At 44.0% G+C, this 16007-nt stretch carries 13 protein-coding genes; 8 read left to right on the top strand and 5 right to left on the bottom strand.

Annotation, left to right across the window (positions count from 1 at the left end):
- The first annotated feature begins 147 nt into the window (after nucleotides 1–147).
- The 4 genes from D1155_RS00315 (at nucleotide 148) to D1155_RS00300 (ending at nucleotide 4270) form a co-directional block, all read left to right on the top strand.
- On the top strand, nucleotides 148–624 hold the full coding sequence (locus D1155_RS00315; protein WP_306770900.1) for a small multi-drug export protein: 477 nt from the start codon (nucleotides 148–150) through the stop codon (nucleotides 622–624).
- Nucleotides 625–680: 56 nt separating this feature from the next.
- Entirely contained in the window at nucleotides 681–1136 is a 456-nt protein-coding gene (locus tag D1155_RS00310; protein WP_160200420.1) for an NfeD family protein, read from the top strand.
- A 10-nt stretch (nucleotides 1137–1146) separates the two neighbouring features.
- Nucleotides 1147–2082 (top strand): SPFH domain-containing protein, encoded by a 936-nt coding sequence (locus D1155_RS00305; RefSeq protein WP_201759494.1) that lies wholly within the window; start codon nucleotides 1147–1149, stop codon nucleotides 2080–2082.
- Between the two features lie 181 nt (nucleotides 2083–2263).
- The gene (locus D1155_RS00300; protein ID WP_160200419.1) at nucleotides 2264–4270 is read left to right on the top strand and encodes a hydantoinase/oxoprolinase family protein; all 2007 of its coding nucleotides are present in this window, start codon (nucleotides 2264–2266) and stop codon (nucleotides 4268–4270) included.
- 35 nt (nucleotides 4271–4305) lie between these two features.
- Here D1155_RS00300 and tsaA read toward each other — a convergent pair whose 3' ends face one another.
- Nucleotides 4306–4995 (bottom strand): tRNA (N6-threonylcarbamoyladenosine(37)-N6)-methyltransferase TrmO, encoded by a 690-nt coding sequence (gene tsaA, locus D1155_RS00295; protein WP_160200418.1) that lies wholly within the window; start codon nucleotides 4993–4995, stop codon nucleotides 4306–4308.
- Nucleotides 4996–6150 (bottom strand): NADP-dependent malic enzyme, encoded by a 1155-nt coding sequence (locus D1155_RS00290; protein WP_160200417.1) that lies wholly within the window; start codon nucleotides 6148–6150, stop codon nucleotides 4996–4998. It abuts the gene before it with no gap.
- Nucleotides 6151–6451: 301 nt separating this feature from the next.
- On the opposite strand from D1155_RS00290, the gene D1155_RS00285 reads away from it, so the two are divergent.
- Complete coding sequence (locus tag D1155_RS00285) at nucleotides 6452–7354, top strand: DMT family transporter (RefSeq protein ID WP_160200416.1); 903 nt, start codon at nucleotides 6452–6454, stop codon at nucleotides 7352–7354.
- A gap of 262 nt (nucleotides 7355–7616) precedes the next feature.
- On the opposite strand, the gene D1155_RS00280 is transcribed toward D1155_RS00285, so the two are convergent.
- Nucleotides 7617–8996 carry a TrpB-like pyridoxal phosphate-dependent enzyme gene (locus tag D1155_RS00280; RefSeq protein WP_160200415.1) on the bottom strand — a complete coding sequence of 460 codons (1380 nt, stop codon included), beginning with the start codon at nucleotides 8994–8996 and terminating at the stop codon, nucleotides 7617–7619.
- Nucleotides 8997–9608: 612 nt separating this feature from the next.
- Here D1155_RS00280 and D1155_RS00275 point away from each other — a divergent pair.
- From D1155_RS00275 to D1155_RS00265, 3 genes are read left to right on the top strand one after another with little or no spacing between them, the layout of a single operon-like run.
- The gene (locus D1155_RS00275; protein ID WP_160200414.1) at nucleotides 9609–11882 is read left to right on the top strand and encodes a S8 family serine peptidase; all 2274 of its coding nucleotides are present in this window, start codon (nucleotides 9609–9611) and stop codon (nucleotides 11880–11882) included.
- 28 nt (nucleotides 11883–11910) lie between these two features.
- Entirely contained in the window at nucleotides 11911–12801 is an 891-nt protein-coding gene (locus tag D1155_RS00270) for a hypothetical protein (RefSeq protein WP_160200413.1), read from the top strand.
- A 44-nt stretch (nucleotides 12802–12845) separates the two neighbouring features.
- A complete protein-coding gene (locus D1155_RS00265) occupies nucleotides 12846–13742 on the top strand; it encodes a hypothetical protein (RefSeq protein ID WP_160200412.1) in 897 nt (298 codons plus the stop codon).
- A gap of 129 nt (nucleotides 13743–13871) precedes the next feature.
- On the opposite strand, the gene D1155_RS00260 is transcribed toward D1155_RS00265, so the two are convergent.
- Together D1155_RS00260 and D1155_RS00255 are read right to left on the bottom strand one after the other, a co-directional pair.
- The gene (locus D1155_RS00260; protein WP_160200411.1) at nucleotides 13872–14663 is read right to left on the bottom strand and encodes a ZIP family metal transporter; all 792 of its coding nucleotides are present in this window, start codon (nucleotides 14661–14663) and stop codon (nucleotides 13872–13874) included.
- 87 nt (nucleotides 14664–14750) lie between these two features.
- Nucleotides 14751–16004 carry a glutamate-5-semialdehyde dehydrogenase gene (locus D1155_RS00255; protein ID WP_160200410.1) on the bottom strand — a complete coding sequence of 418 codons (1254 nt, stop codon included), beginning with the start codon at nucleotides 16002–16004 and terminating at the stop codon, nucleotides 14751–14753.
- Between the last annotated feature and the right edge of the window lie 3 nt (nucleotides 16005–16007).

Below are 16007 nucleotides of genomic sequence, written 5' to 3'. Positions count from 1 at the left end.
GGACCTCCTGTGGATTTTGCAGCGAGGTCTGTTTTGTAAAAGGTAGCTTCAGAAATTGACAAAATTTTGTCAAAAATTCTGAAAGAGTATTTACATTGGCGCAAAAATATTATATAATTTAATAAAGTAGGAGTAATTGAGATTTAAATGATGAGTTTTTGGGGAACACATACTGGCAATTTAATGATGACAATGCTGATTTCCATGGTTCCCGTTCTCGAACTGCGAGGAGCAATCCCCGCAGGTGTAGCAGCGGGACTTTCTGTAAAAGAAGCGCTTGTCGTTTCGATTATAGGTAATCTGCTGCCAGTACCGATTATTATTCTCTTTGTCAGAAAAGTTTTTGACTGGATGAGAAAAAAAAGCGAGAGACTGGATTTTCTTGTGTGCCGCTTTGAAGAGAAAGCGAAGAAACAGTCTGTCATGATTGATAAATACGAATGGTTTGGTCTAGTGCTTTTAGTAGCAGTGCCACTTCCAGGCACCGGCGCTTGGACCGGCGCACTGGTAGCAGCTATGTTGAATATGCGACTGAAGAGAGCACTGCCGGCTGTCTTTATCGGCGTAGTAATTGCCGGAATTGTTGTCTCTTATATCACATACGGGGCAAGTATGCTGATTTAAGAATATAGAAAGTAAGCCTTTGATTAAGAAAGAAACGCAAGGAGGAGGTAAGATTGTTGACGATTTTAGGACTGACAGTTAGCATGTCGGTATTCTGGCTTGTTGCGACGATTGTCTTTGTCGTAGTAGAGGGCTTGACTATGGGACTGACCACCATCTGGTTTGCAGGCGGCGCAGTGATTGCACTTGCGGCTTCGCTTTTAGGTGCAGGCATTGCTGTGCAGGTAGTACTTTTCTTTGTTGTATCCGTTGTTCTGCTGGTTTCAACGAGGAAACTCTTCGTCAAGAAGCTGCAAACTGGTGTAGAGAAGACCAATGTTGATGCATTGATTGGAAAAGAAGCCGTTGTTATTTCAGCGATTAAACCTTTTGAACCGGGTATCATCAAGCTTTCTGGTCAGGACTGGACTGCGGTCAGCCAGAACAGCGAGGATTCTCTGGATGAAGGAAGCAAGGTTAAAGTGATTAGGATAGAAGGGGTCAAAGCAGTTGTAGCCCCTTGGATTCAGTAAGGAGATTAATATGGAAGCTATTATTAATGTAATTATTATCGCAATCGTGATTGTTATTCTGATTTCTCTGGTTGTAACCAATATCAGAATCGTGCCGCAGGCAAGAGCCTATGTCATCGAAAGGCTGGGTGCATATAAAGGAACCTGGCAGGTGGGTCTCCACTTCAAAATTCCTCTCATCGATAAAATTTCAAGAAAAGTATCTTTGAAGGAAAAAGTCATCGATTTTCCGCCTCAGCCGGTCATCACCAAGGATAACGTAACCATGGAAATTGATACAGTTGTATATTTTCAGATTACTGATCCGAAGCTCTATACTTACGGTGTAGAAAGCCCGATGGACGCTATCGAAAATCTGACAGCAACAACCCTTCGAAATATCATCGGTGAGCTGGAGCTGGACGAATCCCTGACAAGCCGTGAGCACATCAACACTAAAATTAGAATGGTGCTGGATGAGGCGACTGACCCATGGGGTATAAAAATCAACCGTGTAGAAGTAAAGAACATTACACCGCCGAGAGATATTCAGATGGCTATGGAAAAACAGATGCGTGCGGAACGTGAAAGAAGAGAGGCAATCCTCAGAGCTGAAGGTGAAAAGAAATCCGCAGTGCTGATTGCAGAGGGTAATAAAGAGGCTATGATTCTGGAAGCACAGGCAAGCAAAGAGTCTAAAATTTTGGAAGCTGAGGCCAGAAAGGAAGCTGCAATCAGAGAAGCAGAAGGTGAAGCAGAAGCCATCAGAATGGTACAGCAGGCGACCGCTGACGGTATTAGGATGTTGGTAGAATCTCAGCCGAATAAAGAGGTTATTGCACTGCAGAGTCTGAACTCCTTTGAGAAGGCAGCAGACGGGCAGGCGACCAAGATTATCATTCCGTCCGAAATTTCTGGTCTTGCAGGCCTTGCAACTTCTCTGAAGGAATTGGTAAAAGAAGACTAATCGGATCTGACTAATTGATAAGTAAATAATGTAACGCAGGAATTTTAGATAGCTCCTGCGTTATTTTTTCTGAGAAAGGTATGCGCCTAAAGATTATACCAATTTTTCTGTCAGTCGTGCGTGCAGCGATTCAGCTGATGTGTTACAATAAAGGCAATATGAAAGAAAGAAGGACATCGCCATGATCGGAATTGGAATTGATACTGGAGGAACCTGCACCGATGCAGTGGTATTCGATACCAGGAGCCATCAGGTGCTTTCTCAGAGTAAGACACTGACAACGAAGCGAGATTTAAAAGTTGGTATTCTAACGGTGCTGAAAGGACTGGAGAAAGAAGCTGTTTCCAGGGCGCAGTATATTTCTTTGTCTACGACTTTGGCGACCAATGCCTGTGTAGAGCATAAGGGAGGCAGAGCTAAGCTGGTGTTGATCGGCGTAAATCCGGCACAGATTGAAAAGACCAGGGAGGCTTACGGATTGCCGTCTCTTTCTGAGATCTATTTTATGACAGGGGATGCGAAGAAAGATGACAGTCCGGAAAACACACCGGACTGGGGAAAACTAAAAGCGGATTTACAAAGTCAGTTTGCAGAGTATGACAGCGCAGCTATCGTGCAGGTCAATCCCAAATACGATGATGGAGCCTACGAGATAGAAGCGGCGCGTATCATCGGCGAAAGTCTGGGAATCCCCTGTGTGAGAGGATATGAGCTTTATCAGGAACTGAACGTGCTTCGCAGAGGTGCGACAGCTTTGCTCAATGCAAGATTGCTTCCGGTCATGGAGGAATTTTTCGCTTCCATCGATGCATCGCTGGCAGAGATGAATTTGCATCTGCCTATCGTCATCGTCAGGAGTGACGGTACCATTATGAGCAAGGAGTTTGCTGCACAGAGGCCGGTAGAAACCTTGCTTTGCGGTCCAGCTGCCAGTATTATCGGTGCTATGGAGCTTTCCAGCTATGAGGACGCATTGATTGTAGACATCGGCGGAACTACCAGCGATGTAGCATTTGTCAAAAATGGTGTGCCCGTTTCTACAGAGGGAGGCATTACGATTGGCGAGTGGAAAACAATGGTAAAGGGCGTTTCTATTGATACTTTCGCGCTTGGCGGCGACAGTGCGGTCAAGTATAAGGGACGGAATCTTTACCTGGAAAAACGCCGCTATATTCCGCTCTGTATGCTGGCAAGTCAGTATCCGGAAGTGATAAAAAAGCTGAAAACGCTGGTACATATGGATCAGCCTTTCAGCTATCCGGCTCATGAGTTTTTCGTGTTGATGGGAATGCCGGAGAATCTAGCTAGATATACGATCGCAGAACAGCGTTTTATTAAGGCGCTGGCTTTAGGACCGTTGATTTTTAAGGACGCTGCAGATGCGGCAAGAATCAGTCCGCATGTTTTGCATATGAAGCGTCTTGAGGACGAAGGGATTGTTATGCGTGCGGGGATGACACCTACTGATGCAATGCACGTGTTTGGCGACTATACGGAGTTTGACTGCGAAGCCAGCAGGCTGGGTGCGGCATACCTTTCTAGCGTAACAAAGCTGCCTGCTGAGGAGGTTTGCAAGGAGATTTACAATCTGACAAAGTCCAGATTATACAGTAATCTGGTGCGGATTCTGATGAAATATAAGACGGGAAAAGATCTTACGGAAGAGGAAACAGAGCAGTTGGAAAAGCTGACGACAATGATTTTTTCAGATCAAGTTTCTGGAAGTGGATCCTGCCTGATTCCATCATTTGTGACACCGTCCAGGCTCATTGGAATCGGTGCCCCGACAAAGATTTTTATGGAAGATGTGGCAAGGCTTCTTGGCACTGAGGCAGATTTCCCGGAAGCAGGCAAGGTTGCAAACGCTATCGGTGCGGCTATGGGGAATATCAGCACAGAAAGTACGATTATCATCGAACCGTACAAAGGCATCAAGAGTTCCTATTTGACCTACGTGATTACCGGCGGTGAAAAAACTTTCTCTATTCCTGAATATAGCGAAGCAGTAGAGGCAGCAAAGCGACTGGCAAAACAGGCGGCAGAGAAGCGAGCAAGGCAGCAGGGAGCCTTAGGGACCATTGAAGTGGAGCTCACGGTTAAAGAAAATACTTATCAGAGGAATAAATATGCACATCCGGAACTTTTAGATACGAAGGTTACCGCCAAAGCTCTTTGGGAGCGGGAATAAATAAAAACTGCGAGAAAAACGCTGTGGCCTGTGGGCTACAGCGTTTTTACTTCTATTATAGTCAGGGTATCATCTGCTACCTGAAACCGCACATCAAAGCCTGCGAAACGGATTCCGTAAATCCGCTGCGAGTCGCTCTGGTATGAAGGACGTGGATCCTGTGAGAGTACTTCTAAAAGTCCTTTTTGCAGTTTCTCTGGAATCGCAGAACGCAGCGGTGCGGGAAAATTCACCTTCAGCTGATAATTTCTGGTTTCTTCCTGAAAGCCACAGACGGCATCCGAATGGCAGTCCGTTGTGATATACGGTTTTATGTCATAAATCGGTGTGCGATCCATTAAATCTGCGCCGGAAACGACAATCACTGGACCCAGTTTCGGATCCTGCTTGATTTCTTCTATGCGAACTGATGAGAGAGCAAGACCGTTGGGTCTGAAGGAAGAGCGGGTTGCAAAGACCCCAACTCGTTTGTTTCCTCCAAGGCGCGGCGGGCGCACCGTAGGCGACCAGTTTTTTTCGGTAATCTGAGGGTTTTCTGAAAATCCCCAGATAAGCCAGATGTGTGAAAAGCCTTCCAGACCTCGAAGAGAATCCATGCTGCGGTAGGGCTTTTCAAAGATAATCCTGGATTCTATGCCCTGGGCAAGCCCGCTCTGACGGGGAATACCGAATTTATCAGGAAATACGCTCTCCATGTGAGCGATAGGCGAAATCAGCAGATTCATTTATCTGTCTTCCCAGGCTTTTTTTACAGCGGCAGCGAGAGCATTGGCAGCATCTTTGTTAAATACGGTCGGCAGAATATTTTCTGGGCAAAGTTCGTCTGCAGGAATGCTGTCAGCCAGTGCATAAACTGCAGCGATGAGCATGTCCTCGGTGATGGTTGTAGCCTTTGCATCGAGAGCGCCGCGGAACAGCGAAGGGAATACCAATACATTGTTAATCTGGTTTGGATAGTCGGAACGACCTGTGCCGACTACTGCAGCGCCAGCAGCCTTTGCATCATCCGGGAAAATTTCTGGAACAGGATTTGCCATAGCGAAGATGATTGGATCTTTTGCCATGGTTTTTACCATATCAGAAGAGAGGACGCCTGGTGCGGAAACACCGATGAATACATCAGCATCAACAACAGCTTCTTTCAGACTGCCCTCTATATTGTCAGGATTGGTGAAGTCAAGAAGTTCTTTCTTGGCGCTGCTCAGCTGTCTGTGAGCGGAAACAATGCCTTTGCTGTCGCAAATTAAGATATCTCGGCACCCTAGATTATATGCCATTTGAGCGATTGCGCTGCCTGCTGCACCAGCGCCATTAATGACAATTTTGCAGTTCTCCATGGCGCGACCTGTGATACGCAGCGCATTGATCAGAGCAGCACAGGTAACGATGGCGGTACCGTGCTGATCATCGTGAAATACCGGGATATTCAGTTCTTTTTTCAGTCGTCTTTCTACCTCAAAGCAGGCAGGAGCAGCGATATCTTCCAGATTGATACCGCCAAAGCCAGGGGCAATATTCTTGACAGTTGCAATAATTTCTTCAGGATCTTGTGATGCCAGGCAAATTGGGAAGGCATCTATACCTGCAAAATGTTTAAAGAGAATCGCTTTTCCCTCCATAACCGGCATGCCGGCAAGGGCTCCGATGTTGCCAAGCCCCAAAATGGCAGAACCGTCAGTTACGATGGCAACCAGCCTGTCTCTCGATGTGTATTTGGAAGCTGCTTCTGGGTCATCTTTTATGGCAAGACAAGGCGTTGCAACTCCAGGCGTATAGTAGACCGCTAAATCTTCTGCGTCTTTCAGTTCTACTCGAGAGGTAATTTCAATTTTGCCGCCAGCCTTTTCATGACGTTCCAGTGCTAATTTTCCGTAATCCATGTGAATCAGTCCTTTCCTTATATGTAGCTTATAAAATGGGGATGTAAAACCATTATTATTAGATTTTCTGGCCAAATACTTTGGCGTTACCAGTATACAATAAATAGCATAGAAAATCAAATCTCATAGAGTTTTTTCTATATTCTCTTCCAGTAGGTAGTTTTACCGTTTAATCCTTAATGCTGTGATTAAAAGTTTACAATTTCCTTTTTATGGAAGATTTGGTATACTATTTATAAATTGCGGATATGCTATGTGATTTATAAAGATAATAAAAATGGAAGGGATGTTATAATAAGAAATGACAAGAGAATATGCCTATGCAGGAATCACAATTTTTCTGTGGGGGTCATCTTTTGCAGTCATAGGACTAATGGTAAAGGAACTGCATCCTATGGTTATGCTCTTTTTCAATAGTTTGGTCGCTTTTTTGTTTTTATTTGCTTTAAATACTGCTCAGGGAAAGTTGAAAAAAGGTCGTAGCGGAATTAAAAAGAAGGAGCTGCACGTTCTAGTGTTGCTGGGACTGATGACCTTTTTCTATAATGCGATGATTAACAGCAGTCTCGGATACTTAAAAGCGCAGCAGTCCAGTGTCATTAATTATTTATGGCCGTTTTTTCTGGTGATTTTTTCCTGTATCCTTTTAAAGGAGAAAATGACTGTTTGGAAAGGGCTGGCACTTTTAATTTCTTTCCTTGGTGTAGCTATCGTAGTGACAGAAGGAAATCTTGATAATTTGAGTGGTATCAGTCTTCCCGGGGTATGCCTTGCTGGTGGAGCAGCAGTATGTTATGGTCTGTTCTGCGTGATAAATAAAGGCGTTTCCGCCGATAATTTTGTAGGAATGATGTTGTATTATTTGATTTCTACCGTTGCATCGCTGATTGCATTACTGACACAGCAAATCGAAATTCCGGTGCTAACACTGCCGCAGTGGGGCGGTGTCTTATGGACAGGGGTGTTGGTTTACGGACTGAGCTATGCCCTTTGGGCAAAAGCCTTACAGACCGGAAACATAGCGATTATTTCCAATTTGGCGTATATTACTCCGGTGGCTTCCCTTGTTTGGATTTACTTCCTCATGGGAGAGAAAATCGAACTGTTTGCAATCGCAGGATTGTTGTTTATTTTAATTGGTATCGCAGTGCAAATCTTCGGGGAGTATAAAAAACTTCCGGGCAAAGTGCGTGCGACTGAATGACTTGCACCATTTTCCTTATAAATAGCTTGTATGGTGCGCTTTTCAGCAGGTTACTGCTGCCACCTGCACCATTTTTCGAAAAAACACAGTCAATGGTGCGAAATTTTTTGTACACTACTTAAATTTATGTATTTTAAGGAACACAAAGGAAAAAGCTGGAAATTCTATTTTCCAGCTTTTTCTAATTTATAGCCTTTGCACTATTTTACTTGCCTAGTTTTGCATCATTGTCCTCACATTTGGATTTAATGGTGCAGGAAACTTACCGTTCTACCGAAGGCAGACTGTCGAATCCGATTTGCAAATCTTCATCGGTCGGTACGTAGTCATTCATGGTACCGTCATTGAACTGTTCGTATGCTTTCAGGTCAAAGTAGCCGGTTCCGGTCAGACCGAAGAGAATGGTCTTTTCTTCACCTGTTTCCTTGCAGTGGAGCGCTTCGTCGATAGCAGCTTTGATAGCGTGGCTGCTTTCCGGTGCAGGCAGAATGCCTTCCACTCTGGCAAAATCGCTTGCAGCTTTGAAGACTTCGGTTTGTTCGTAGCTTCTTGCTTCCATCATGCCCTGATCATAAAGTTCAGAAAGAATTGGACTCATGCCGTGGTATCTAAGACCGCCTGCATGGTTTGGAGAAGGAATAAAGCCACTGCCCAGGGTATACATTTTAGCCATCGGCGTTACTTTTCCAGTGTCGCAGAAGTCATAAGCGTATTTACCTCTGGTCAGACTCGGGCAGGAGGCAGGCTCTACTGCGATGAATCTGTAGTCTTTTTCTCCGCGGAGCTTTTCACCCATGAATGGGGAAATCAGTCCGCCCAGATTGGAGCCGCCGCCGGCGCAGCCGATGATAATATCAGGGGAAATTCCATATTTGTCCATGGCAGCCTTTGCTTCCAGACCGATGACACTCTGATGAAGGACAACCTGAGAAAGTACGCTTCCCAGCACATATCTGTATCCATCTTTCGATAAAGCTGCTTCAACAGCTTCAGAAATAGCGCAGCCCAGACTTCCTGTAGTTCCCGGATGCTCTGCAAGGATTTTCTTGCCGATTTCAGTTGTATTGGAAGGGGAGGCAGTTACGTTAGCGCCGTAGGTTCTCATCACTTCTCGTCTGAACGGTTTCTGTTCGTAGGATACCTTTACCATGTATACGTTACAGTCAAGACCGAGATAAGCGCATGCCATGGAAAGGGCAGTACCCCATTGACCGGCACCGGTTTCTGTGGTGACGCCTTTTAGACCTTGTTTCTTAGCATAGTATGCCTGAGTGATTGCGGAGTTCAGCTTGTGACTGCCGCTGGTATTGTTTCCCTCGAATTTATAATAAATCTTTGCCGGGGTTTGCAGCTTTTCTTCGAGGCAGTAAGCGCGAACCAGCGGGGAAGGACGATACATCTTGTAGAAGTCCTGAATTTCCTGCGGAATATCGAAGTAAGGGGTATCGTTGTCCAGCTCCTGCTTTACAAGCTCTTCGCAGAATACCGGCGTCAGGTCAGCTTCAGTTACAGGCTGCAGCGTTGCAGGATTCAGCATTGGCGCAGGCTTTTTCTTCATATCTGCCCGAACGTTGTAATACTGCGTTGGCATCTCGTTTTCTTCCAGATAAATTTTGTAAGGGATTTTCTTTTCGTTGTTCATGTCTTCTTTCTCCTTTCAATTGTGCGCGGGAGAGGGGTGTATTTTAGCTCAAAAAGCAGAAAACTCCTGTCCCAGACGATATCTGCTGGGACAAGAGTATAAATTTCTCTTGCGGTGCCACCCGGCTTGACGATAGGTTTACCCTGTCATCCACTCTGCGCATACTATCATATGCCGACTTTGGTTACGAAGTGTCCTTCTCCGTCGCCCCTACTGCGGCATCGTGAAAAAGATAGCCGGTTCGGTTTGCCCTCAGGAGTCCATTCAGTTCTGTCTTTGCCTGCTGTAATCTCACCATCTACAGCTCTCTCAAAGGTAAGTCTCAAAGCTTACTACTCTCCATCAAAGGTTTAGCTCATATTTAATTCTTCCCTATCATAACACCGGAATTGGTAGTTGTCAATAAGTTTTTGTAAAAAACACAAAAATATTTTGTGAAATGTGTGGAAGTTATACAAATCCATGAGACTGATACATGTATTCTGAAATAATATAAATCAAATATAAAATAAAATAAAATAATTGTTGACTTCAAGTTACGAATGTAGTAATATCGAATAAACAGTAAATTGTTTTAAGGAAATGGAAATAGGATTTAAAAGGATGTTAACCATGTATAAAGGATTTGAAAAGAAATCAAACAGGATGGTAACATGTATTTGTATCGCTACATTGGTGATACTGCAATTAGGACTATGTTTTGACCGGAACACAGTTTATGCAGAGGAAGAGAAGGAGGCATATATTGTTATCACAAAGGATGGTGACAGTATTGAGAAGCTGAAAGAAGAATACAATGTGATAGCTGAAAATGGAGATGCATTAACTGTCGAAATTTCCGATTCTGAAGCTGCTCGTATAGAAACAGATAAAGATATTATTTGTGTAGAAAAGGATTTTACCATAGATACCGAAGTTGAAGCTGGTGAGGATATGGTTAAACCACTTAGTGAAATCTGGAATCAAGATGCGCTGAATATGGAAGCCTCATATTCCAATCAAATTGTAAAAGTAGCAGTGATTGATTCTGGTATTGATGTAACAGATAATATCACAGTGAAGGAAAGGAGAAACTTCATAAAAGATACTCCAGTAACAACACCTTTGTATGAGGATTTTACAGGACACGGGACCAGTGTTGCGAGCATGATTGCGGGCAGCGGAACAGGTAGTGATGTAATAGGTACAGGCGGTAATATTGAATTGCATTCTGCGAGGGTTTTAGATGAAAATAAGCAAGCACCTATCAGTAGCGTAGTTGAAGCAATCTATTGGGCAATAGAGAAGGATGTGAAGGTTATCAACATCAGTTTTGGTACGCAGATTTATTCAGAGGCACTAAAGACTGCGATTGATACAGCAACAGACAAGGGGATTCTTGTTGTAGCAGCTGCAGGAAATCGTGGAACACAGGGGGTTGACTATCCGGCAGCTTTCGAAAATGTACTGGCTGTGGGATCTGTAAATGCAGCAGGAAATGTCAGTGATTTTAGTGCAAAGGGTGAAGAAGTTGATGTCATGGCTCCTGGAGAGGCTGTATTGGCACAGGCAAACTTTGGAGAAGATTTAGTTCTATCCGGGACTAGTCTTGCAGCACCGCAAGTTGCAGGTATTGCAGCACGACTTTGGAGCAAAGATGTGGCAAAACCAGCAACTTTTATTAAGACTCTAATCAAGCTTAGTGCAAAAAAAATTGAATCCGCAGGAAGTGGATATGGGCTGGTGGATTATGGATATGCTTTAGAGATTTATGATGAGGTTTATGCACAGTTTGAAGAAATTGCTAGTGAAAAGAATGGGCATGTTGAAGAAACGAATATTCCACAGGAAGTAGATTTAGCTGAATCGTCTATTTCAGAGGTGAAAGAGGTTGCGTCAACTGAGAGTGTTCAAGAAGATGAAACAGATGTGGAGAGTGTGGAGGAACTTTCGGGAGAAGAAAGTGTTGGTGATGAAATTCACAAAGAAATCAGCGAAGAGGTGTCATTGGAGCCTCCGGTAAAGTCGGAGGATGAAATAAAGATTTTACCTGATGTTGAGAGCATTTCATTTGAGAAAATCGCAATGGAGCAAATTGAGGTTGCAGAGAATTTCGAACCAGTAGAGGATTTGAGTGATCCGATAGTGGATGGGAGTTGGGGATCTGAAGTGCATACTGCCTTTACGGGAAACGCAGCATTTAAACAAGGTGCTGTTTATGCAGATAACAAAACGCTTCATGCATTTGTTCAAGGAATAACAGGACATCCCGAGTTTCATGGATATGCATGGCATGATGATGCAGGAGGAGCACTCGGAACAGGGGATTGTAATTATATGGCTAACTATATGTTTCTTGTAAAAATTGCAGCAGCATATGGAAGAGGTGAAGGATATACTTCTGTTTCAAGGTCTGACGTTCCAGGACTTAATAAAATCTGTTATGATGAGATTCGTGCAGGAATTCAGGGGATACTTGACAGAGATAAAACATTATCGAGTGGCAATGCAGATATTGCAATTTGGGGGAAGAGTGATGCAAATCAGAAGGCTTTTGTGATGGGACTTGCAATGCATGTTGCAACAGATACATTTGCACATTCTGCCTTTGATAAATCATCGGTTGGATCATTAATGACTTGGCATAGGATTAAACACCCTAGTGCTGATGATATCACGATTCGTTCTGGAAGATATGACATTGCTAAAGCAGTCATCTCTAAAGTAGTTGATCGCCAGAATGGAAACCGATCAGGCTACGATACCTGCAATGACTTTCATAGTGAGAATTCATCGCATTATAAGATGCTTGATTTTAGAATTACAAAGATGAAAACTTTTGCAGAAGATTCGGGATATACAAACGCAACTGTATTAAGCGATTTTGGAAAGTTGCAATCACAGTAAGTTGAGTTATAGGAAATTTTAATGTAGTATGATGGAGAGGAAATATATAAGTGTGGACAAGTTTTTCACCAAGAAAAAATACAAAGTATATATTGCATTAATTATCGTTTTTGCTGTAATTTATGCCACCTATGAAAGACCGCAGTCTTCGGGGGAAATCCCTGACTGTGAAGCACTGGCACCGGTTCTGGCAGAAGCAGATTTTAATGGGTGGGATATTGATGAGAATACAATCAGCTTGTCAGATAAACAGAAAATAGCTTATCACAAGTACGGTTTTCGGAAAAAGCTGGTTGTAAAAGAACCTACGGTGTTGACTCAATATATTTGGGAAGATGGCAGTGAAAAAAATCTGCATTATGGTATTTATCGTGATGAGCAGCTGACAAAAGCAATCAGTGAAGTTGACATGGGATATAATCGAAAAGCGTCGGGGGCGATGGAAGAGGGCGCAGAGGAAAAGGATTATCCTAAGTATCAGGAAATGATTATAGAAACCCTTGAAAGGGGGACTTACTATATTGGTGTTTATACCATAAATGCAAAAGACGAGTTTGATTTTGCTTACCGCAGTCAATACTGCACGCTGCAAGAAGTATATCAACTCAAGGAAAACCAGGAACAGCATTTCTTTATCTGTAAATCTGTTCAGGAAACATTTTTTAAAATTGAGGCAGCGAGCAATCAGAAAATAGAAATTACCAGTACCTGCGAAACAGAAGATTTGCAGTTATGTCATGAGGATTTTTCTCTGATTGAAACCCTTGAAAAAAAGGAATCAGGAAAGGGGAATCTCTATACGGTTGAATTTCCGAAAGAGGGTATATATTATTTGAAGCACACTGGAGAACTTGATTTGCATCCATCTAACAAGGCACTGAATCCATGTTGTATATCGTATCACAGGATATACGACTGAATAGCGTACTAAGACATTCGTTATAATTTCTTGAGGATATTGTTATGAAGCGTGATAGAGAGAGTAACTTAAGAATCAAAAAATATATAATTGCAGCAACGGGCATAGTGGGGTTATTGGTTATATTTTGTTGCATCAGTCTGTTTTTGCAAGGTGATAAGCCTGAGACTATATCCGATTGTCCTGAATTGATTCCTGAAGAAAGTCCGCTTGTGCTTCCCAATGAACGAAGTGAACTTTGCGTTAAGGAATTGGACTTTAAGGAGAAAGAGCGGCTTAGTTATGGAAAATATGGATTTCGATATAAGATTGACATTAAAGAAACGTCTATTTTAATGATGGATGTGTGGGAAGATTCAACATTAAAAAATATTTCTTACGGGGTTTATCGAAGTTCTGAATTGGGAAATCCCGTTGCAGAGGTTCATATTGAAGAAGTGTTAAAGATGGATCTTGATAGTGCGCTGGGAAATCTGACTGAAATACAGCCGAAGCACCAGCCGAGAGAAGGAATTGTACTGAAGCCGGGCGTTTACTATATAGCTGTTTATAGTAAAAATTCCAATGAAGATGCTATTGCAAAGTATGAAAGTCTATTGGCAGTTGTTAATACCGAGCTGTCACTGCAAGAGGGGGAGTGGGGGTTCTTTTTCTCTACGGGAAAAGAACAAAAAACGTATTTTGAAGTCAATGTTCCTGGTTCCGGAATGCTTTATGTTGACAGGGATTTTTGGAGAGTTACTTATGATATCCAGCTTTGTGACGCTGAAAAAAATTCGATTCAAAAGCCTATCTTAGAGCCGTCGGGTCAGGAAAAAGGACACCAGAAAGCTAAGTTCTCTGTTTCTGAATCAGGGGTCTACTATTTACAAGTTGTTTCTGATGATTCGAGTCCATCCTGCTGGGCTAATGAAATCAGATATAGATTTGTATCAGAATAAGAACTGTCATCTTTAAAAATCCGCACCATGCTGTCGTATTTCAGCAAAAATGGTGCGGATTTTTGTTTTTGCGTTTTGAGAACCTGCACCATTTAGTTCATATCAGTGCAAAATGGTGCAGAATCCTCATTACCCCAAACTCACATCCAAAATCATCATAATCAGAAACCCCGCAATAAAGCCCAGGGTGGCGGTTTTGTCGCCTTCACACATCTGGGCTTCCGGCAGCAGTTCCTGAACGACAACATAAATCATCGTGCCAGCCGCAAAAGCTAGAAGCAGCGGCATCAGCGGCGTAATGAGGGTTGCAACAACTGCTGCCAGTACGCCGAAAATCGGCTCTACAATGGCAGACATACTGCCGATGAAAAAGGCTTTTTTCTTGCTCATTCCGTCTTTAATCAGAGGAAGGGCAACAGCAGTGCCTTCTGGATAATTTTGAATACCGATACCAAGGGCAAGCGCAGCTGCACCGGAGAAAAGGGCGGGATCAGCATCGCCTGCAAAGGCGAGAGAAAATGCGAGACCTACCGCCATACCTTCCGGAATATTGTGGATGGTGATGGCAAGCACCAGCATCAACGTGCTTTGTTTCAGACTGACCAGTTTTCCGCTGGAGAGTCTGCGCATGTAAGTACGCTTCATATAAGCGTCAGCAATCAGAAGAACCATGACGCCAAGCAGGAAGCCGCCAGTGATAATCAGCCAGCTGATTTGTCCGTTTTCCTCCGCTCTGTCTATGCCTGGAAGGAGCAGCGACCAGACGGAAGCTGCCACCATAACACCGCCTGCAAAGCCGAGGAAGACGCACTGTACACTGCTGCTGACCTCTTTCTTAACCCAAAAAACATTAAGGGCACCCAGCGAAGTTACCGAGAAGGTGAACAGGGTGCCCAGTAAAGCCCATATGATTCCGTTCATATCATTCTATCACTCCAAACTCATAAAAATATTTCCATTGCTATATGTTATTCTTATGAATCGGCAGCGGATTTGGTACGTCGTCCACTAACGAATTTGACCGTTTCCTGTGATGATGTATTTATAAGATACCAGCTGACCTACGCCCATAGGACCTCTGGCATGAAGTTTCTGGGTGGAAATGCCGATTTCAGCGCCCAGCCCCATTTCGCCGCCATCAGTAAAGCGGGTGGAAGCATTGTGATAAACAGCTGCAGAGTCGACAGAGATAAGAAATTTGTCTGCTGCCTCTTGATCGCCGGTCACAATGCAGTCGCTGTGGTGGGTGGAGTACTGCTCGATGTGAGCAATGGCTTCTTCTATAGAGCCGACAACCTTTATGCCGAGAATGAAATCGAGATATTCCTGACCCCATTCTTCAGAAGAGGCAGGGGTTGCGGACGGCAGGATTGCAAGAGCTGCACTGTCTCCGTGAAGGGCAACATTTTTTTCGGAAAGGCGCTCAGCCATGGCAGGCAGAAAACGCTCTGCGATATCTTTGTGCACCAGCACCTTTTCAGCAGCGTTACAGACGGAAGGTCTGGAAGTTTTCGCATTGAAGACGATGTCCAGCGCCATATTGGTATCAGCAGCTTTATCTACATAAATGTGGCAGTTGCCGGCGCCGGTTTCTATTACAGGCACTTTTGCGTTATCTACGACGGAACGAATCAGTCCAGCGCCACCTCTGGGAATCAGCACATCCAGGTATTCGGTCAGGGTCATCATTTCGGAAGCCGACTGTCTGGAAGTATCGGAAACCAGCTGTACGCAGTTGATATCTAGGGCTGATGCAGAAAGGGCGCTTCGCATAATTTCGGTAATCGCCTGGTTGGAATGAAATGCTTCTTTTCCACCGCGGAGAATACAAGCGTTACCTGCTTTGATGCAGAGGGCTGCGCAGTCGCTGGTGACGTTAGGGCGAGCTTCAAAGATGATACCGCAAACGCCCAGAGGCACTGCAGTTTTTTGAATATGTAAGCCGTTTGGCAAATCTCTTTCTTCTAGAATTTCTCCCACAGGGTCTTTCCATTTGGAAACTGCGATAACCGCATCAGCCATGGAAGCGATACGTTCTGCAGTCAAAGTCAGTCTGTCTATCATAGAAGGGGAAAGAACACCGCGGGCAGCTTCAAGGTCTTTTTCGTTAGCGGCGAGAATATCTTCTGTGTGATTGACAAGGGCGTCGGCAATCAGCTCAAGCGCTGCGGTCTTGTCTTTTTCGTGGGCAGTGCGAAGAGCACGTTCAGCCTGTTTAGCGCGCTGACCCATGGTTTCTAAAGTAGTCAAGCAATGTTCCATAAT

Origin of the sequence: Anaerotruncus sp. 80, assembly GCF_009936115.1 — a bacterium.
Classification (GTDB): domain Bacteria; phylum Bacillota; class Clostridia; order Peptostreptococcales; family Anaerovoracaceae; genus Senimuribacter; species Senimuribacter intestinalis.
The sequence above is the reverse complement of the archived record's forward strand: the minus strand, read 5'-3'. Positions and strand labels throughout refer to the sequence as shown.